Annotated in this window: 19 protein-coding genes and 1 pseudogene; all 20 read left to right on the top strand. The window is 42.4% G+C overall.

Annotated elements, in window-relative coordinates:
* Positions 1-7 precede the first annotated feature (7 nt).
* A complete protein-coding gene (locus tag D0T57_RS06315) occupies positions 8-934 on the top strand; it encodes a glycosyltransferase family 2 protein (RefSeq protein WP_163272008.1) in 927 nt (308 codons plus the stop codon).
* A gap of 202 nt (positions 935-1136) precedes the next feature.
* Complete coding sequence (locus D0T57_RS06310; RefSeq protein ID WP_163272006.1) at positions 1137-1490, top strand: NADH-quinone oxidoreductase subunit A; 354 nt, start codon at positions 1137-1139, stop codon at positions 1488-1490.
* A complete protein-coding gene (locus tag D0T57_RS06305) occupies positions 1481-2065 on the top strand; it encodes an NADH-quinone oxidoreductase subunit B (protein ID WP_163272004.1) in 585 nt (194 codons plus the stop codon). Before D0T57_RS06310 ends, D0T57_RS06305 begins: the two co-directional genes overlap by 10 nt.
* A 3-nt stretch (positions 2066-2068) precedes the next feature.
* Complete coding sequence (locus D0T57_RS06300; RefSeq protein WP_163272003.1) at positions 2069-3697, top strand: NADH-quinone oxidoreductase subunit D; 1629 nt, start codon at positions 2069-2071, stop codon at positions 3695-3697.
* 33 nt (positions 3698-3730) lie between these two features.
* Positions 3731-4840, top strand: a complete 1110-nt coding sequence (nuoH, locus tag D0T57_RS06295; protein ID WP_163272001.1) for an NADH-quinone oxidoreductase subunit NuoH — start codon at positions 3731-3733, stop codon at positions 4838-4840.
* 19 nt (positions 4841-4859) lie between these two features.
* Positions 4860-5333, top strand: a pseudogene (locus tag D0T57_RS06290) (4Fe-4S binding protein); the annotation flags it as partial.
* 266 nt (positions 5334-5599) lie between these two features.
* Positions 5600-6103 carry an NADH-quinone oxidoreductase subunit J gene (locus tag D0T57_RS06285; protein WP_163271997.1) on the top strand — a complete coding sequence of 168 codons (504 nt, stop codon included), beginning with the start codon at positions 5600-5602 and terminating at the stop codon, positions 6101-6103.
* Positions 6104-6117: 14 nt separating this feature from the next.
* Positions 6118-6612 (top strand): DUF1877 family protein, encoded by a 495-nt coding sequence (locus D0T57_RS06280; protein WP_221412292.1) that lies wholly within the window; start codon positions 6118-6120, stop codon positions 6610-6612.
* Positions 6613-6749: 137 nt separating this feature from the next.
* On the top strand, positions 6750-7094 hold the full coding sequence (gene nuoK / locus D0T57_RS06275; protein WP_163271993.1) for an NADH-quinone oxidoreductase subunit NuoK: 345 nt from the start codon (positions 6750-6752) through the stop codon (positions 7092-7094).
* Positions 7095-7114: 20 nt separating this feature from the next.
* A complete protein-coding gene (nuoL, locus tag D0T57_RS06270) occupies positions 7115-9058 on the top strand; it encodes an NADH-quinone oxidoreductase subunit L (RefSeq protein WP_163271991.1) in 1944 nt (647 codons plus the stop codon).
* Between the two features lie 99 nt (positions 9059-9157).
* Positions 9158-10636: a NuoM family protein gene (locus D0T57_RS06265; protein WP_163271989.1), complete on the top strand. Its 1479-nt coding sequence runs from the start codon at positions 9158-9160 to the stop codon at positions 10634-10636.
* A gap of 15 nt (positions 10637-10651) precedes the next feature.
* Positions 10652-12076: an NADH-quinone oxidoreductase subunit N gene (locus D0T57_RS06260; RefSeq protein ID WP_163271987.1), complete on the top strand. Its 1425-nt coding sequence runs from the start codon at positions 10652-10654 to the stop codon at positions 12074-12076.
* A gap of 90 nt (positions 12077-12166) precedes the next feature.
* On the top strand, positions 12167-12871 hold the full coding sequence (locus tag D0T57_RS06255) for a MotA/TolQ/ExbB proton channel family protein (protein WP_163271985.1): 705 nt from the start codon (positions 12167-12169) through the stop codon (positions 12869-12871).
* A 45-nt stretch (positions 12872-12916) separates the two neighbouring features.
* Positions 12917-13327 carry a biopolymer transporter ExbD gene (locus tag D0T57_RS06250; RefSeq protein ID WP_163271983.1) on the top strand — a complete coding sequence of 137 codons (411 nt, stop codon included), beginning with the start codon at positions 12917-12919 and terminating at the stop codon, positions 13325-13327.
* 115 nt (positions 13328-13442) lie between these two features.
* Entirely contained in the window at positions 13443-13991 is a 549-nt protein-coding gene (locus D0T57_RS06245; RefSeq protein WP_163271981.1) for an RNA polymerase sigma factor, read from the top strand.
* 4 nt (positions 13992-13995) lie between these two features.
* Positions 13996-15237: an outer membrane beta-barrel protein gene (locus D0T57_RS06240; RefSeq protein ID WP_163271979.1), complete on the top strand. Its 1242-nt coding sequence runs from the start codon at positions 13996-13998 to the stop codon at positions 15235-15237.
* Positions 15238-15263: 26 nt separating this feature from the next.
* Positions 15264-16061 carry a hypothetical protein gene (locus D0T57_RS06235; RefSeq protein WP_163271977.1) on the top strand — a complete coding sequence of 266 codons (798 nt, stop codon included), beginning with the start codon at positions 15264-15266 and terminating at the stop codon, positions 16059-16061.
* 186 nt (positions 16062-16247) lie between these two features.
* The gene (locus tag D0T57_RS06230; protein ID WP_163271975.1) at positions 16248-16643 is read left to right on the top strand and encodes a hypothetical protein; all 396 of its coding nucleotides are present in this window, start codon (positions 16248-16250) and stop codon (positions 16641-16643) included.
* Positions 16644-16701: 58 nt separating this feature from the next.
* Positions 16702-18255: a hypothetical protein gene (locus tag D0T57_RS06225; protein ID WP_163271973.1), complete on the top strand. Its 1554-nt coding sequence runs from the start codon at positions 16702-16704 to the stop codon at positions 18253-18255.
* A 133-nt stretch (positions 18256-18388) separates the two neighbouring features.
* Positions 18389-19513, top strand: coding sequence for a leucine-rich repeat domain-containing protein (locus tag D0T57_RS06220; RefSeq protein WP_163271971.1), 1125 nt, complete (start codon positions 18389-18391; stop codon positions 19511-19513).
* The last annotated feature ends 26 nt before the right edge of the window (positions 19514-19539 follow it).

Genomic DNA, 19539 nt, shown 5'->3' with positions numbered 1-19539 from the left:
TATCCAGATGGACAAAATATCACTGATTATTCCCTGTTACAACGAAGAACAAGCATTGCCTTTTTTGTATAAAGAGATAAAGAAAGTCGCCGCAGAAATGCCGGGGCAAGAGTTCGAATTTATCTTTATCAACGATGGCTCGCGCGACCGCACATTAGAGCTTGTAAAAGAGTTGAGGCTTGAAGACGAAAGAGTACACTATGTTTCGTTTTCGCGCAATTTCGGCAAAGAAGCCGGGATATACGCCGGATTGAAATCTGCAACAGGAGATTATATCGCACTGATAGATGCCGACCTTCAAGATCCGCCATCCCTGTTGAAGGAGATGTACGAAAGCCTGAAGTCTGCCGATTACGATTGTGTTGCTACAAGGCGTGTCGACCGCAAGGGGGAACCGCCCATACGATCTTTCTTTGCAAAACAGTTTTATCGCATAATAAATAAAATTTCGGACACGGAGGTTGTAGACGGGGCACGTGATTTTCGCCTGATGACTCGCCAGATGGTCGATTCCATCCTGGATATGGGCGAATACAACCGCTTCTCGAAAGGTATTTTCGGATGGGTGGGTTTTAAGACCAAATGGATTGCTTACGAAAATGTGGAACGTATTGCGGGCCAGACCAAATGGTCGTTTTTCGGTCTTTTCCTTTACTCCCTGGAGGGTATCATCGCATTCTCTACCCGCCCGTTGCTTATCGCATCGGTATTCGGTATCTTGTTTTGCTTTATAGCCTTCCTGATGATAAGCGTGATAATAGCCAAGACCCTCCTCTGGGGCGATCCCGTTGCCGGCTATCCGTCACTTATCTGTGCCATATTCTTTATGGGCGGATTGCAGCTTTTCTGTCTTGGTATTTTAGGGCAGTACTTGTCAAAAACATATCTGGAAACAAAGAAACGTCCGATTTACATTGTAAAAGAAAAAGCATGATCATATTTTTGTAAACTATAGTTGCCAAATTGAGTAAATTTGGCAACTATTTTTTTGCTTTTAAGAAATAAAAAACTAATTTTGCGCGGATTGTCAAAAGCCCATAAATCATAGGGTTCAGCTTGCTTCGATGACATTTTGAAACCTTTACTTGCGCTAAAAATGACAATTGATAGAAATGTCTTAACTTTAATATGAAAATATGAGTACTTCCGCTCTTTTTTTAGTAGTTTTACTAACAGGAATTACCTTAGTCGTGGCCGGTCTGGGCATGGCTCTGTTACTCTCCCCTAAATCATTCAATGCACAAAAAGGCGAACCTTACGAGTGTGGTATACCTACACACGGCACGTCGTGGATGCAGTTTAAAGTAGGATACTATCTCTATGCCATCTTATATCTGATGTTCGATGTCGAAACCATATTCTTGTTTCCTTGGGCTACAGTAGTCCGCGATCTGGGTATGGCAGGTCTGGTCAGTATATTGTTTTTCGTTTTGATATTGGGCTTAGGTTTGGCCTATGCCTGGAAGAAAGGAGCATTGCAATGGAAATAAAAAAAGTATATATAAAGGGTATTCCGTCCGAAGAGTTTAAAGACAACGAGTACCTCGAAAATATGATAAAGGAGCTCAACGAAGGTGGAGTTCCTGTTGTCGTTGGGCAATTAGACCAGTTGATAAACTGGGGGCGTTCAAATTCGGTATGGCCTTTGGCCTTTGCTACAAGCTGTTGTGGTATCGAATTTATGGCATCGGCAGCTTCCCGCTACGACCTTGCCCGTTTTGGGATGGAGGTTACACGCAATAGCCCACGCCAGGCAGATACAATGGTTGTAGCCGGAACAATAGTACACAAGATGGCTCCATTGCTCAAACGCGTTTACGACCAGATGGCAGAGCCGAAATATGTAGTTGCTATGGGTAGCTGTGCTATATCAGGCGGCCCGTTTGTCGATTCATACCATGTGGTAAAAGGCATTGACGAAATTATTCCGGTAGATGTATATGTTCCGGGATGCCCACCCCGTCCTGAAGCCTTGTTCTATGGCTTGATGCAATTGCAACGAAAAATAAAAGTTGAGAGATTCCTGTTTCGCAAAGGGCACAAAAATATAAAAAGAGATAAATAGATAATGGAAAATATCAAAAAGTTAATTCTTGATGCTGTTCCAGAGGCTGTAATAGAAGAAGCCGGAAAGCTGACCGTTACAGTAGAACCCGACAAACTTAGACAACTGATGAAAGCCCTTCGCTACAACGAGGAGTGGCCTTTCGATTACCTGGCCATGCTTACAGGCGTGGATTGGGGCGAAAAATTAGGTGTTAATTATTTGTTGGCCTCGTCTAAAGACCTATCCAAAGAGGTGGTTGTAAAAACAGGAACTGCCGATCGCGAAAATCCTCTTTTATATACAGTTACCGATATCTGGGAAACAGCCCATTACAACGAGCGCGAAGTATATGCCATGCTTGGCATCCGTTTTATCAACAATCCGGATATGCGCCGTTTCTTCCTTAATTCCGATTGGAACGGATTTCCTTTAAGGAAAGATTATGATGCTAATCCTGTCTTAAACCCTGTTTCTGTACAAAGCCGCGATATTATTGATGTCGCCCCGCGTATTATGGAAACACCCAACGGGTTGAAAGAGGAAACTGTCAAAATATTCGAAGACGACGATTATATAATCAATATAGGCCCGCAGCACCCTTCTACCCACGGTGTGATGCACTTCCGTGTAGCACTCGAAGGCGAGATAGTGAAAAAAATAGACGTGCATAGCGGCTATATCCATCGCGGGATAGAAAAGATGACCGAAAAGATGACTTATCCGCAGATACTTCATCTTACCGACCGTCTCGACTACCTTTCTGCCAATATCAACCGTCACGGCTTGTGTATGTGTGTCGAAAAAGCGGCAGAAATAGAAATCCCGGAAAGGGCGCAATACATCCGTACCATTATGGATGAGTTGAACCGTATCGACTCGCATCTCGTAGCATGGGGTACTATGTGTATGGACTTAGGTTCTACTACGGCTTTCATATATGGTATGCGTGAGCGTGAGGACATTCTCAAAATATTTGAGAAAACAACAGGAGGACGCCTTATCATCAATTATAATGTAGTCGGAGGAGTAATGTTCGATATCGCCCCTGATTTCCAGAAAGATGTGAAAGCATTTATTCCGGTGATGCGCAAGGCTCTGGTAGAATACGACAGGCTGTTCACAGGCAACGTTATCGCTGTAGGGCGTATGAAAAACTTAGGTATCTTATCGAAAGAAGATGCAATTTCTTATGCTGTAACAGGCCCTGCCGGACGCGGATCTAGCTTCTCGTGCGATATCCGTAAACATGTGCCTTATGCACTTTACGACAAGGTCGAATTTAAAGAGATAATCCGTCACGAGGGCGACTCGTTTGCACGTTACCTCAATCGTCTCGACGAGATTGAAGAATCGCTCAAAATCATAGAGCAACTTATCGACAATATTCCGGAAGGTGATTTCTTAGCCAAAACCAAGGCTATAATAAAATTGCCTGAAGGTGAATACTATCAGCGGGTGGAAGCCGGACGCGGTGAATTTGGGGTTTATATTTGCAGTAAGGGAGACAAATCTCCTTATCGCTTGAAATTCCGTTCGCCATCTATGGCTGCCGTATCGGCAATGCCGTTGATTTGCGAGCGTGAGAAAATATCAGACTTTATCGGTATAGGTGGTTCTATGGACTATGTGATTCCTGATATCGACCGTTAACCAAGAATTATTTATTTATCAATATAAAGATATATGCTGTTAAACTATTCGCAACCGTTAGAGGTCTCAAAGCTCCTACAGAACTTTGATGCATTTTTGAGCGAAAATTTACCTACATGGGCGGTTCTGGCAATAGAGTTTGTATTGGTAGGCGTTGCCCTGCTTGCTCTATATGCCATATTGGCATTGATACTTATTTATGTAGAACGTAAGATCACAGCCTTCTTTCAGGCTCGTTTGGGTCCCAACCGCGTTGGTAAGTACGGTATAATACAGAGTATCGCCGACATGATTAAGATATTGTTGAAGGAGATAATCCATATCAACAAGTCGGACAGGTTCTTATTCTATACCGCTCCGTTCTTTATGATTGTGGCATCTATGCTAACCTTCGGGGCTTTGCCGTTCGGGCAGGGGCTTCATGCTATCGACTTCAATATTGGAGTGTTTTATGTTATAGCAGTGTCCTCGCTCGGAATCATCGGTGTTTTATTAGCCGGATGGTCGAGCAACAACAAATATTCGATGATTGGTGCCATGCGTAGTGGAGCACAGTTTATCAGTTACGAATTGTCGGCAGGCTTTGCTTTGATGACAATGGTTGTATTGTCGGGTACGATGAGCTTCTCCGGTATTATGCAGCAACAGGCTTACTGCTGGAATATTTTCAACGGACATATACCTGCGCTTATCGCATTCATTATCTACCTGATATCCGGTCATGCCGAAACCAATCGCGGGCCATTCGACTTGCCCGAAGCCGAATCGGAATTGACTGCCGGTTACCATACAGAGTATTCGGGGCTGCAATTCGGATTTTTCTATCTGGCAGAATACTTGAATATGTTTATTGTAGCAGGTATTGCAGCAACGGTCTTTCTGGGCGGTTACATGCCTTTCCAAGTAGAAGGATGGGATGGCTTCAATCAGGTTATGAATTATATACCATCGTATGTATGGTTCTTCGGCAAAACAGCTTTCCTTGTATTCCTTAGCTTGTGGGTAAGATGGACATTCCCTCGCCTGCGTATCGACCAGTTGTTGAATCTGGAATGGAAATACTTGTTGCCTATCAATATGGTAAACATTTTGTTGATGGTTCTTGTCGTTTTAGCAGGATTGACGTTGACAGATATATTTTAATTTATAGAGGATTAAGAAAATGAGTTCAGTATCAGAATATTTTTCAGGTTTATTCGGCGGAATCAAGTCGCTGCTTACAGGTATGCGGGTGACTTGGGGAGAGCTTTGGACAAAAAAAATCACAGAGCAATATCCGGAAAACCGTGCTACCCTTGTTATACCTGAGCGTTTTCGCGGCGAATTGGTTATGCCTCACGACGAGAACAACGAGCATGCTTGTACAGCTTGTGGTATCTGTCAAATGAACTGTCCGAATGGAACTATAGAGGTGATTTCGAAAATGATAGAGACAGAAGACGGTAAGAAGAAGAAAATTCTCGACCGCCATGTGTACGACTTAGGCAAGTGTACATTCTGTAATCTATGCGTGATAACTTGTCCGCAAGATGCTATCGTTTTTGCCAATACGTTCGAAAACTCACTCTTCACACGTAGCAAGCTTATCCAGCAATTGAACCATGAAGGCTCTAAACTTCGCGAAAAGAAAAAAGAAAACAAGCCGATTGTAAGCAAGCCTGTAGCTAAAGCAGAAGAAGCTGTACACGGAACAAATAAAGCTCCTGAAGGAAAGCCTGAAACTCCTGTAGAGCCTATACCTTTGCAAGATATAAAACCCGAAGCAGAAACCAAACCGATAGTAAAAGAGAAAATGCAGGATACAACTCCTGTGACTACGGATACAGTTCCGGCTTCGAAGTTACCGGAAGCAGAGGACAAGCAAAAAGAAGATAAAGAATAATATACGATAATCAATAGATTATGGCAGAACAAATTATATTTTACATTTTAGCAACAATAATTGCATGTAGCTCAGTAATGGCAGTTATCACACGGAAGATTATCCGTTCGGCTACATTTTTATTGTTCGTTTTACTGGGAACAGCGGGTCTGTACCTTTTACTAGATTATCACTTCCTGATGGCTGTGCAGATAGCTGTATATGCAGGCGGGGTGATGGTATTGTTTATCTTCGCAATCTTACTGACGCACGAACCGGGAGTAGATGTCAAATTCGAGAAACCGGGACGTATGTTTATTGCCTTGGTATCGGCATTAGCCGGGCTTGGCATTTGCGGGCATATCATATTCTACAATGTGAATAAGTTTTATACTTATATCACGCAAAGCGAATTGAATATGCAGGAGGTCGGACTGGCAATGATGGGTACGGATAAATACCAATACCTGTTGCCATTCGAGGCGATAAGTATCCTCCTTCTTGCCTGTATCATTGGTGGGCTGATGATTGCCCGGAAAAGATAAGGAAGAAAATGGGGATGCGTGCGGAATATATGATGATTGACGAGGAAACTCTTATTCCTTTGATAAAACTCGAAGAAGAAGAGTTGAGCGATCGTCTGATGGAAATAGAAGAAAGTGAAAAGTTTCCATCCGTAGGCCTTGATAAATCGTGGGATTTGTTGCACTATTACCTAACCGGGGTGTCAGCTTCAGATCCGATAGAAGGCGAGAAGCTTAGCGAAGCGGTAGTCGGGGTGCATGTGATGAGTTACGAAAATGAATTTATAGCATGTACCGAAAACAAGGAGTTGCCGAATATAATCGCCGCTCTCGAAAACTTTGACGTCGCTGCTCACACAATCAAACTCAATGTGGCAAAGATGAAAAGAGCCGACCTCTATCCCGAAGGTATCGAAGAAGAAGATAAAGACCAGCTTTTGGAAGAAATAGAAGAAAGCCTCCGGATATTGATCGGTTTCTACAAAAAAGCTTTGGAACAAAAACAACATATTATTGTAAGTATATTATAAAGAAATAAAATAAGTAACAGATAAAATTTATTGATATGTTTTAAAGTTATAACTAACAACGACAGTTATACTTAGATAGACAATAAATAGGTCTGCGACCTTAACCCTACAAAAAGGGATAAATATATAGGAAATATATGGGCGAATTAATAACAAATTTTCTGTCGGGTCCGGTGCCAATCGAGGCATTTCTGGCTGTAAGTACAATCATGTTTTTTGCAGGGGTGTACGGATTTTTGTCACGCAAGAATATGCTGATGGTTTTGATATCGGTCGAGTTGATGCTAAATGCCGCCGACCTCAACTTTGTGGTGTTCAACCGTTATCTCTATCCCGGACAGCTCGAAGGATTTTTCTTCACTCTGTTTGCTATTGGTATAGCAGCAGCCGAAACGGCAGTGGCGATTGCCATTATTATCAATATATACCGCAATGTGAAGAGTATATATGTGGATGAAAACATAACCAAAATGAAAAACTAAGAAGGAAATTGCAATAAGATATGGAACACGCATTTAATTATTCTATACTGATTCTCATACTTCCGGCTGTAATGTTCCTCATTTTGGGGCTCGGTGGTAAATACATGAAACCGGTGGTTGCCGGTATATTAGGCTCTATATCGTTGGGCGTAATGGCCATATTGGCTTATATGACTGCCTACCAGTACTTCTTCGAAGTAGGAAAAGATGCCGATGGTATATATCAGGCTATAAATGTATTTAATTTCGAATGGCTTCGGTTTACCGATTCACTGCATATCGACTTGGGTATGTACCTCGACCCTATTTCGGTGATGATGCTTGTTGTAATCACAACAGTGTCGCTGATGGTGCATATATATAGCCTGGGGTATATGAAAGGGGAGAAAGGTTTTCAACGTTATTACGCTTTTCTTTCATTGTTCAGCCTTTCGATGTTGGGGCTTGTGGTGGCAACAAACATTTTCCAGATGTATGTTTTCTGGGAACTTGTAGGAGTGTCTTCATTCCTTCTTATCAGTTTCTACTATGTAAAACCTTCTGCGGTAGCTGCTTCTAAGAAAGCATTTATTGTAACTCGTTTTGCCGACTTCTTCTTCCTTGTAGGTATATTATTACTATCATATTTCACAGGCACGTTCGACTTCGCTTCTCTGACAGCATCCAATGCCGCCCTTGCAGTATCGTCGACTGCCGGAACGTCGTTCCTCGGTTTTTCTGTCCTTTCATGGGCGATGATGTTGATATTTATGGGAGGTGCGGGTAAATCGGCGATGATGCCGTTCCACATCTGGTTGCCCGACGCGATGGAAGGCCCTACACCTGCTTCTGCACTAATCCATGCTGCAACGATGGTTGTTGCCGGAGTATTCTTGGTTGCACGCTTGTTTCCGGTATATGCTTTCGGAGCACCCGATGTATTGAACATAATAGCTTGGGTAGGAACGATCACTGCACTTTTTGCCGCAATCGTAGCTTGTACGCAGACAGATATAAAACGAGTACTCGCATTCTCTACCATCTCTCAGATAGCTTTCATGCTTACCTCGCTAGGGGTGTCCAAGTATGGAGGACACGAAGGACTGGGATATATGGCAGGTATGTTCCACTTATTTACCCACGCTTTCTTCAAAGCATTATTGTTCCTTTGTGCCGGTGCTATCATACATGCTGTGCACAGCAACGAAATGGACGATATGGGAGGTCTGGCCAAGAAGTTGCCGATCACGTGCATTACATTTGGTATCGCATGGCTGGCTATTGCCGGAATATTCCCACTCTCCGGGTTTTGGAGTAAAGATGAAATACTTGTTGCTGCCTTCGAACACAATAAAGCGATATACTTCTGCCTTAGTTTTGCAGCCGGATTGACAGCGTTCTATATGACTCGTTTGTTCCTACGCATATTCTTCTATGAGAAGAAGCATTATCATCACGAACCACACGAAGCCGGCCCTACTATGGCTATTCCATTGATTATACTGGCTTTCTTTGCTGCGTTTTCGGGTATCATTCCGTTTGCCAGGTTTGTGACTAACGACGGTGTGCCTTACGATGCGCATGTGAATATGCAGATAGCGGTTACCAGTGTTGTGATTTCACTCATCGGAATAGGTATCGCATTCAAGTTATATTATAAGAAAAACGAGTTGCCGGATAAGATTGCGGGCAGCATAAGCACATTATATAAATGGGCATTGCATAAGTTTTACTTCGATGAATTATGGTTATTCGTTACACGTAAAATTATATTCAAACGTATTTCTAAACCTATCGCATGGTTCGACCGCAAGTATGTCGATGGCTTTATGGATTCGCTTGCCTCTGTAACTCAAGCAGCATCCAGTACTATAAAGAATTTCCAATCGGGCTATATACAGCAATATGCCTTAGCCTATTTATTGGGAGCGTTAATTCTGGTTGTAGGATTCTGCGGATGGATAGTATGTTTTGTTTGTAAGTAGAAAAGAGCCTTTGGTTATAAGCTAAAGGAATAAGATAAAAAATATAAAAGTATAAAAGAGCTAATGGCTAACAGCTATTGGCTAACAGCTAAAAAAAATATGAATATTCTTTCATTATTTATTCTGGTTCCTGTTTTGATGCTGATTGCATTTATTCCATGCAAAAACATCAGACAAGTGCGTACGGTGGGTGTTATCGGCGCAGTGATAGAGGTTGCATTGGCCCTTGTCCTTTTATTTATGTTTTACCAGGAGAGGGGAGCAGGCAACATGGCGGAAATGTTGTTTACATACGATAAGGTATGGTTCGAAGCATTGAACATACACTATGCTATCGGTGTAGATGGTATTTCGGTGTTGATGATATTGCTTACAGCGATAATTATCTTTACCGGCACATTTGCTTCGTGGAATATGAATCCCCTGCCAAAAGACTTCTTTATGTGGCTCACGCTGCTGTCGGTAGGAGTGTATGGATTCTTCATATCGTTGGATATGTTTACCATGTTCTTCTTCTACGAAATAGCCTTGATACCGATGTATCTGCTTATCGGGCTTTGGGGAACAGGACGGAAAGAATATTCGGCAATGAAACTGACTCTGATGCTGATGGGAGGCTCTGCATTCCTTGCGGTTGGCATCTTCGGTATCTATTTTAATTCGTCTGCCACAGGAGACTATACATTCAATATATTAGAAATTGCAGCTAATAATGCAATTCCTGTCGCAGCCCAATATTGGATATTCCCGTTGACATTCTTAGGCTTTGGAGTACTAGGGGCTCTTTTCCCGTTCCATACATGGTCGCCCGATGGTCACGCATCTGCGCCGACTGCTGTTTCGATGCTTCACGCAGGAGTATTGATGAAGTTGGGGGGATACGGCTGTTTCCGCATAGCGATGCGCCTTATGCCCGAAGCTGCCGACGAGCTGGCATGGATATTTATAATACTTACGGGTATCAGTGTGATTTATGGTGCATTGGGTGCTATATCTCAAACAGACCTGAAATATATCAATGCATACTCTTCGGTTAGTCACTGCGGACTTGTATTGTTTGCCATCCTGATGATGAACAAGACTGCAATGACCGGGGCAGTGATGCAAATGCTTTCGCATGGTCTGATGACAGCCCTTTTCTTTGCCTTGATAGGTATGATATATGGACGGACGCATACACGTGATATTCGCGAAATGGGAGGTTTGATGAAAATAATGCCGTTCCTTAGCGTATGCTATGTAATAGCCGGTATGGCTTCGCTCGGTCTTCCGGGATTGAGTGGTTTCGTAGCCGAAATGACAATATTTGTCGGTGCATTTGCCCACAACGATATGTTCCACCGCATATTTACAATAGCGGCTATATCGTCTATTGTGGTAACAGCGGTATATATATTGAAAGTTGTAGGTAAAATACTGTATGGCCCTGTTCAAGATCCACATCATCTGGAGCTGACTGATGCTGTATGGCACGAGAAAGTGGCAACAGTAGGGCTTATTATCTGTGTGGCAGGTATGGGTATGTTCCCGGGATGGATATCCGAGTTGATAAGTGCAAGTTTGGCGTATATAAAATAAAAATAAGATATAAAAATGGATTTGAGTAATTACTTGTTGATGAAGCACGAACTATCACTGATTGTGGTATTTCTCCTACTCATTTTTTACGATTTGTTCGCTTCGGACGGGGCAAAGAAATATTATTTCCCGGTGGCTTGCACAATTTTCCTTGCGCACACTGTCCTTTGTTTCTTTTTCAAAGACGATGGCAGTTCTTTTGCCGGGATGTATGTTACAGGCCCAGCCTATTATACAATAAAGAATATATTGAACATAGGGGTTTTCCTTATACTTCTGCAAGCAAATACATGGTTGAAACAACCGCAATCTATTATAAAGAGAGGCGAGTTTTTTATGCTGATCGTCCTTACACTGATAGGGATGAACCTGATGGTATCGGCAGGGAACTTCCTGTTGTTCTATATCGGGCTCGAAACAGCTTCTCTTCCGATAGCTGCACTGGTTGCGTTCAATAAGCACAAACACGAATCGGCCGAAGCCGGAGCCAAGTATATATTCAATGCCATCTTCTCGTCAGCAATAATGCTGTTTGGATTATCTTTCTTGTACGGTGCGGTTGGTACATTGTATTATACCGACATAGCCGCAACAATATACGCTAGTCCCCTGACTATCATGGCTATGATATTTATGATGACAGGGTTGTTCTTCAAGATATCTCTCGTTCCGTTCCATCTATGGGCACCCGATACTTATCAGGGAGCACCGACAAATGTTACCCTGTATCTTTCTACAATATCGAAAGGTGCGGCAGTATTTGCATTGATGGCCATTTTGTTCAAAGTATTCCCCACGCTCTCAGATGTTTGGGTGAATATAATATGGATAATAATATTGGTTACTATCACTGTTGGTAACTTGTTTGCACTTCGCCAGAAGAATATGAAACGCTTCCTTGCCTTTTCTTCCATATCGCAAGCAGGATACATTATGCTGAGCTTGTTTACAGGAACACAAGAAGGTATGGCTGCCACAATCTTCTATATATTTGTTTACGTATTCTCTAACCTCGCAGCCTTTGGCGTTATATCGGCCATAGAGGATAAGACAGGCAAGGTAAGCATGGATGATTATAATGGCTTGTATAATACAAATCCAAAGCTGGCATTGGCTATGATGATAGCAATGTTCTCGTTGGGAGGTATCCCGTTTGCAGCCGGATTCTTTAGCAAACTGTTTGTATTTATGGCGGCAATGGAACAGGGACATGTGCTTTTGGTATTCCTCGCCTTCTTGAATACAGTAATATCTTTATACTATTATCTCCTGGTTGTGAAAGCAATGTTTATTAACAAAAACAATTCTCCTATCGAATCTGTTAATACAGATGGCTATATGAAAGTGTCATTGGTACTCTCTATGGTTGGTATATTTGTAATTGGAGTAGTTAGTTGCTTCTATCAATATATACATAATGTGAGTTTCGGGATATATTAAAGATTATTAAATGATAAATAAAAATTCGACAGATGACTTATCTTTGTTCGTCTGTCGGATTTTGTTATAATTAAATGTAAACATCAACCTATGAATTTATTAGTTTTGCTTCAAGCCGTTGAGCCTACAGTAGAAATAGCAGGGCAGGCTGCCCAAAACGTACCAGAAGAAAGCTATTTAAGCCTTGTGATGAAAGGAGGATGGATACTTCTTCCCATATTCTTATTGTCACTTGTGGCGATATACGTAATTATAAATAAATGGTTGGTAATAAGCCGTCTTGGCCGGAAAGACTCCGTTTGGTTATCGCGTGTCGTAGAGCTTGTACATGATGGAAAGATAGAAAAAGCACTCAAATTCTGTGTCGAGCGTCCTTATGCTTCGGCAAAGATAATCGCTGCCGGACTGAAAGAATACGATAAAGAAGAGTCGGAAATACAGGAAGCGATGGAAATAGAAGCCCGCCAACAGGTAAGCGTGCTCGAAAACCAGATGAATTGGCTCGGAATTACTGCATCTATAGCACCCATGCTAGGGTTTTTGGGAACCATATTTGGCGTGATAAAGATATTTTATGACATTGCACTCGCCAATGATATTGCTATCGACACTATATCTACAGGTCTTTATCAGAAAATGATCTGTTCGGGAGCAGGCTTGCTCGTGGGTATCGTAGCCTACACTGGCTACTATTTGCTGAATGGAAGAATAGACAAGGTTGTCATTAGTGTAGACAAGGAGTCGAACGAAGTATTGAAGGCTATAAGGGCAAGTAAGAGAAACAATGGCTTGTAATTATAAAAAGATGCCCAGATTGCCAATATTAGAAAATAGTAGGATATGAAAATAGAACGCAAAAAGACAAGAACCGCTGAAGTATATACAGCATCGTTGAACGATATAATGTTCTTCTTGCTGCTTTTCTTTCTTATTATATCCACAATGGTCACTCCTGCAGCAATAAGGGTTTTATTGCCTAATGCATCTACATCGGAACAGGTGGTGACAAAAAAGAACATAAATCTGATAATTACCAAAGACCTTAAATATTTCATCGACGACAAAGAAATGCAAAAAGGGGAAATAGAACCTGCATTATTGTCTATACTCGAAAAAAAATCGGAAAATGAGGAAATGAATGTGCTACTACAGGCAGACCGTTCGTTAAGCCTGCAGGATGTAGTAGATATCATAGATATAGGGAATAAAGTAAAGGTGAAGATGATACTTTTTACCCAACGACCAGACTAAAATAAAACTGTCATATTATTTTTGTAAAAATATATATGTAATTTTGAAAAATTAATTGAAGATGCATGCAACATTTCCTTTTTAATTGCATCTTAAAGAACGAAGCCCAGCCCATATGAATGAACTGCAAATTATAGCAGGCTGTAAAGAACAAAAGCGAGAAGCTCAAAAAATGCTATACGAGACGTATGCTCGTAAAATGTATAGCATATGCTTGCGTTATAGTTCCGATACAGATACCGCTCAGGATTTGCTTCAGGATGGATTTATTAAGGTGTTTGCCAATATAAACTCATTTCAGGAAAAAGGTTCGTTTGAAGGTTGGCTTAAACGTATATTTATTAACCTGGCTTTAGAAAACTTAAGAAAGAAAAAAGTTGCTATATATACATCCGATGATGTGCATACTCTTCCCGATATTGTTGATGATTCTACAGAAGAAGATCAGATGTATAAGATATCAGAAGGAGAATTGTTGAAAATGGTGCAGGACTTGCCTCGAGGCTATGCAACCGTTTTCAACTTATATGCTATAGAAGACTACTCTCATAAGGAAATAGCTGATATGCTGGGTGTGAGCGAAGGCACATCACGATCTCAATACGTAAGAGCCAGGCAGCTTTTGCAGGAGAAAGTGAAACAATATGTAAAGAACAATTTGTAATAAAATGGCAATAGGGCAGGATAAAATAAAAGATCTTTTTGCTTCAAAACTAAATAGTTTTGAACCGGAAGTCCCTATGTCTGTTTGGGAAGGGCTCGAACAGATATTGCCTTTCCAAACGCCATCGCCGCAGGTAGAGGAAACCTCTATACAGCCGGATAATACTCCGTCCTTAAAGAAAAAAATATATGTAGCAGCCGGAGCTGTTGCTGCAGCCATTATCCTCGGATTTCTGTTTATACCAAACGAAGAAAATACTATACAGAAATATGAGATATCGACAGGCGATATCAGCCCATTGCAAAAAGCACATGAAGATACGCCGGAAGCTGCCCTAGAACCGGATGTCCGCATTGTATTGCCGTTGCGACAAAAAGAGAAGAAAGCAGACGTTGCACCCGAAATAGAAGACTTTGCGCACGAAGAAAAGATTGTAGAAGCGAAAAAAACAGAAGAAAAAGCGGCGAGGAAAAGAAGAGAGCCTAAAGCGAATGTACATGACAAGAAGATCCTCTTATTGCCCGAAAAAGACTCCAAATCTCACCCTTATTCCGTAGGCATATCAGCAGACGCCAACCTGCTGGCAGACAATGTCTCGCAAAGAGGAAGCGATTTGTTGTTCTCGCGTGAGGTTCGTGGTGCAGCTTTCCATGCAGCACTGAAAGATGAAGGCAGCGAATTTAAACTAAAACATAAACTGCCGGTTTCGGTTGGTGTGACCATCGGCAAACAAATATATCCACGCATATCGTTAGAAACAGGAATCGTATATACATACCTGCAATCGGATATAACATCCAATAGCACTTTAGGCATAAAAGAAACACAGAAATTCCATTATTTAGGCGTACCTTTGTCTGTCAACTATACGATCTATCAATTGCATAAGCTAAAAATATATGCATCTATAGGAGGTATGGTGCAAAAAGATATAAGTGGAAAATACACAAGCCGGATGGATGTCCCTAACCAGTTCATCGCCGAATTTTTGCCGGAAAGCAATAAAGAAGGAATCGCAGCTCCTATAACAGAGCCACATTATATAAAACAATCAATAGATCAAGATCATCTTCAGTTCTCGGTGAATGCCAGATTAGGGATTGCATATCCACTGTATAAGAATATAAACCTATATGGTACTTTCGGTGGAGCTTACTATTTCAATGCAGGAAATAAATACAGGACAATATACTCTGACAGAAAAACCCAATTGAATCTGAATATAGGAGTTAAATTTGATTTTTAAACAATCTTAATTATTATCGAGGAAAAATGAAATTACAATTATTAAAGCTAACACTAGGTCTGTTTTTTGCTGCCTTATGTATGTCGTCATGTTTGGGCGATGGGGAAAATTCTGTAGAAAATGAAGAAAAACTTGTTTATATAACTAATGTAAACTACACTCCATGCGCAGCTACAAGTATAGGGTGGGTTACACACTCTACGATAGACGGCTTAGTGCAAGGCAAATGCTATAGAATGGGCTATAAGGTTGTGCTGAATTCGGCAAACAACATGTATGCCGCAGAATATGTAAATGTACTCGATCCCGAACCTTACGACGAATCTAACCTGCGATGGGGCGTTCCTTATATAGATGCGGATAATGCTATTTATGCATCAGCCATGGCAATAGAACATACATATCCGACAGATCATTTTGGCGACTCTTGGTTATTGTCTTATAATGTATCTTTGAAAGAGGGGGAAGAAGAGGAAGCTTATTTCTATTACGACGCCGACAACCAACAGGAAGGCGACGGTAATACAAATATTGAAAACAAGGTAATCATTGACGTAAGGTTTATCAAGACTAATGTTAATACGGAAAATGTTCCTGCGCGAATCGTAAACAAAAAAATAGTATTGAAGATAGGGCAATTGCGCGACAACTATTCGCCGGTATATACCAGCGAAGGTAGCTATGAGTATGCCAATATCGCTGTAAAATTCAGATATATACAAGAAGAAACCCCGTCGGGTAAACCAACAGAATACAATACAAAGTATCTGCCATCGGGTACTTCTTGGTCTACAGCGCCTTTTATCCTGAAGATTAAAGAATAATCTTATAGCAATACTGCATAAAAAAGTACATCCATAAAACGAAGGTGTCCCGAAAGTAATAAAGGGCACCTTCGTTTTTTTTATCTCCCCGTTCGAGTCTATACTGTTAAAAAAAACACAAAGCACTGTTTTTTCTCCACAAAGTTTCTCTCTTTGCAAGAGATACAGTACAAACAAACAGAATAGGTGATACGAATAACGACTAATTATAGCCTCTATAATGTCGATTCTTTGCATATATCATGCAAGGGATTACTGTTTTTTGCCCTTGGCAATACGGTAGCTGGTTCTCTTTTGCCATCATTCCCGGCAAATGACCATCCCATTCTGCTAATAAGAAATCATCAACATCGCTTGTCTGACAAAATACTGCCGGAGGTGTCTTTTCCCAAAGATGCCCTGCTGCACTATTACAAGTCGTTCTACAAGACCCTCCAGTCTAAACTGTTTTATTCATCCGACCTCTTTTGCCGTCTGCGAAAACAGCCAATGGTCGTCTTAGCATTGTTGAATGGGCTGGAGACCTTGTTGGATATATTTTATCGGCAGTCATCTATCGAAACAAACAGAACCAATACATAAACAATTGAAAACTAAAGGGTAAAGTGATAATGAGAACAAACAAACAAAACTAGGTGCATTGGGCATCATCATATTCCTTGCTTTCGCTCTGAATATGAAAGCCCAGGTGACCATAGGCTCCGACTACGCACCCGAACAAGGCGCGCTGCTGCAGCTAAAAGAAACCAACAACCCCGCCGGCATAAACTCTACCAGAGGCATGAAGCTGCCGCGCGTACCACTGGTATCGCTCACTGCACCCGGTGACGACCTGCGCAAGACCATAGAGGGCGGAGAAAACATCGCCGGCGAGAAATGGGACCTCGGTAAACACGCCGGGCTGATGATATACAACCCCAGAATGACCGACTGCGAATCGAAAGGAATATACGTATGGTCGGGTAGCAAATGGGAAGGCATAGGAACCACCCAAGAGACACCATGGCCCGGCAGCCACGCTGAAGACTTGGCGGCTATAGATCAATTTCTGAAAGACAACCCGTCTGTAGTCCCTTATTGGCCTACTTTCACGGCAAATCCTGGTAGTAGTGATTGGACATGGAATATTTCGCCTGGAGAGGCAACTTGGGAGACTGCAACAGAAGTAACCAGAGCGAGGATCAGCTCTAACAAATTAACCTTTGGCTCCGGGTGGGCAGGTTATTACGTAACCAGAGAACTATGGAAAAGAGATTGTTCGGGAGAACTGCGGCTGCGGGAGTTGGACGTGGTGCACAAGAATATAACAGACGCGAGCGCACTAAAGGGGCTGAAAGCATTGCGGAATTTGCTTATTCACGACAATCCCTTGGAGGAATTAGATCTTTCGGGGCTTGGGGAACTGGCTGTGGTAGACATCGACGGATGCATCAACCTGAAGAGTATCGTTTTTGGCGATAATCCGAACCTTGTAGCGTTGAATGTCGGAAAAACAACTAGAAAAAAATATGACATCGGTACCGTGTCCGCAACTGTATTCCCTAACGCTGGCGACCGGATTAAAGACACTGACGACCCTTATCGCTCATCTAAAAGAGACGTAACGATAAGTGGTGTTAAACACTATCTGCTACCTTTCAATGTCGACACGAAGTTGACGCAAATAAAAAACCTGGCGGAATGCCCCAACCTTAAAGGACTGATAATAATAGATCAGGTTTCTTTTAGCGGACTCGACCTTAAAGGTAACCCGGAGTTGACAAGACTTGAAATAAAAAATGGTGCTTCAGAGACGGGCGGGAGAACCGGCAAAAGGGGGGAGATTGAAGATCTTCCGCTGGCATATAACCCCAAACTGAAAACGTTAGTATTGGAATACAATAGCGTTGAGGCACTGGATCTTTCGAAAAACCTCGATTTGACGAATATAACCATTACTAACGAGTTGCTGGTAGGCGCCGACTTAAAATTCCCGGTAATACCGGTCGTTACTAGCCTCTCCATGTCCAGTAACTCTGCGCTAAATGTGCTCAACCTTGGCTCTCAGGTCTATAGCCTGGGAACCTTGTCTCTGTATTCCAATACTATTACGAGCGACAACCTGAATGCCCTTGTCAAGCAATTTTCCGATGCGGGTCTCTGTGACTTTTGGAACAACAAAGTTGGATTATACTCCAAGCCTGCTTGTCCCTGAGTGGCTGGCGCTTTGTAGGACAGGCTCAGCCATCGGTACAGGTAGGGGTGTTGGGCTTTGCTTATTCCCTCTGCCAAGTTGATGCAAGGGAGCATCTCATGTCGAAAAAAATAAAACAATAATACATACAGATATGAACAATAGAATAAGAAAAAACGCTATGTGCCTACTGGCAAGCATACTGCTGCTACCCGCCGCCCTGCAGGGGCAGGTGTCGGTAGGCAGCGTCGGGAAGCCAGTTGCAGGAGCATTGCTTGAGCTGAAAGACGACAAGGTACACCAAAGCGGCGCAACGGCGCGTGGCGCCCTGGCGCTGCCCCGTGTAGAAATAGCAAAGTTTGAGGCCGACGCCTCAAATCTGGCTACAACAATCACCGGTGCCGGTTGTGATACTTGTACTTGGGAGGTAAAGGAACATACCGGCATGATAGTATTCAACACAAAGGCCGATGCGCCCGATGTGGATGCAACCGGCGACTGCGTAAGAGGAGCTGAAACTGATATTGCACCCATATATGTGTGGACAGGCACAGAGTGGCATCCCATGAGGCCAAAGGCTTACCAGTATAGCTTTCGCAGCGATTCGGCTGCTATAATGCAGTTCATCGAAAGAAACTGGAAATACTATCAGCTCTTTTTGGAATACGACAAACAACAGCCGGACGATGATCCTCCTTACTACGACATCCCTCCGGGTCTGAATAATTTTACATGGGACGACTTCAAGCCCGGCAGTAAAACCGGTTACGCTAAATGGGAGAATGTAGAATCGCCATGCGACGAGAATAAGGAGGAACTTCGGCTGGTAGAAATAGACCTGAGCAAAGCTAAGGAAAATTATCATCCTGTCGTTGAAGCCAACGGATTTGTGGGGCTGACACTGGATGCCGTACGCCTGTACGATATTAGCAACAATCTATTAAGAATGGAAGGCCGCGGGCAAGAGACAGAGGTAAACTTGGGGCCTTTTCCTAACCTCAGACACTTTTATGCGAGCAATAATGGAATAAGTCTTGATATTTCTTTGTCCGGATACGGAATGCTGGAGACACTCGACGTAAGCAATAACAAGATAACGAAACTGCTTTGGGGGGGTGATCCTGTGGTCCTAGCCTCTCAGCTGAGGTTTCTGAAAAAGGTCAATGTGGAAAATAATGATTTACCTCAGGAAGTCCTCGATGCAATACGGAATGCTATAGTAAAAGGCTCTTCTGGCTCTTGCACCTCCAACGCCTCGGGGGGTAGCCACATGGACTGATCCTGACTGGAAGTTGACAGGTAACG

This window comes from Dysgonomonas sp. 511, from assembly GCF_010501105.1.
In the GTDB taxonomy this organism is placed as follows: domain Bacteria; phylum Bacteroidota; class Bacteroidia; order Bacteroidales; family Dysgonomonadaceae; genus Dysgonomonas.
This window is presented reverse-complemented; position numbering and strand designations above follow the sequence as displayed.

Coding starts and splice junctions, on each gene's coding strand:
- D0T57_RS06250 (WP_163271983.1), top strand. CDS start 12,917: ATGAAAATAGAACGCAAAAAGACAAGAACCGCTGAAGTATATACAGCA.
- D0T57_RS06310 (WP_163272006.1), top strand. CDS start 1,137: ATGAGTACTTCCGCTCTTTTTTTAGTAGTTTTACTAACAGGAATTACC.
- D0T57_RS06280 (WP_221412292.1), top strand. CDS start 6,118: ATGCGTGCGGAATATATGATGATTGACGAGGAAACTCTTATTCCTTTG.
- nuoK (WP_163271993.1), top strand. CDS start 6,750: ATGGGCGAATTAATAACAAATTTTCTGTCGGGTCCGGTGCCAATCGAG.
- D0T57_RS06220 (WP_163271971.1), top strand. CDS start 18,389: ATGAACAATAGAATAAGAAAAAACGCTATGTGCCTACTGGCAAGCATA.
- D0T57_RS06260 (WP_163271987.1), top strand. CDS start 10,652: ATGGATTTGAGTAATTACTTGTTGATGAAGCACGAACTATCACTGATT.
- nuoL (WP_163271991.1), top strand. CDS start 7,115: ATGGAACACGCATTTAATTATTCTATACTGATTCTCATACTTCCGGCT.
- D0T57_RS06305 (WP_163272004.1), top strand. CDS start 1,481: ATGGAAATAAAAAAAGTATATATAAAGGGTATTCCGTCCGAAGAGTTT.
- D0T57_RS06255 (WP_163271985.1), top strand. CDS start 12,167: ATGAATTTATTAGTTTTGCTTCAAGCCGTTGAGCCTACAGTAGAAATA.
- D0T57_RS06265 (WP_163271989.1), top strand. CDS start 9,158: ATGAATATTCTTTCATTATTTATTCTGGTTCCTGTTTTGATGCTGATT.
- D0T57_RS06240 (WP_163271979.1), top strand. CDS start 13,996: ATGGCAATAGGGCAGGATAAAATAAAAGATCTTTTTGCTTCAAAACTA.
- D0T57_RS06235 (WP_163271977.1), top strand. CDS start 15,264: ATGAAATTACAATTATTAAAGCTAACACTAGGTCTGTTTTTTGCTGCC.
- D0T57_RS06300 (WP_163272003.1), top strand. CDS start 2,069: ATGGAAAATATCAAAAAGTTAATTCTTGATGCTGTTCCAGAGGCTGTA.
- D0T57_RS06285 (WP_163271997.1), top strand. CDS start 5,600: ATGGCAGAACAAATTATATTTTACATTTTAGCAACAATAATTGCATGT.
- D0T57_RS06315 (WP_163272008.1), top strand. CDS start 8: ATGGACAAAATATCACTGATTATTCCCTGTTACAACGAAGAACAAGCA.
- D0T57_RS06245 (WP_163271981.1), top strand. CDS start 13,443: ATGAATGAACTGCAAATTATAGCAGGCTGTAAAGAACAAAAGCGAGAA.
- nuoH (WP_163272001.1), top strand. CDS start 3,731: ATGCTGTTAAACTATTCGCAACCGTTAGAGGTCTCAAAGCTCCTACAG.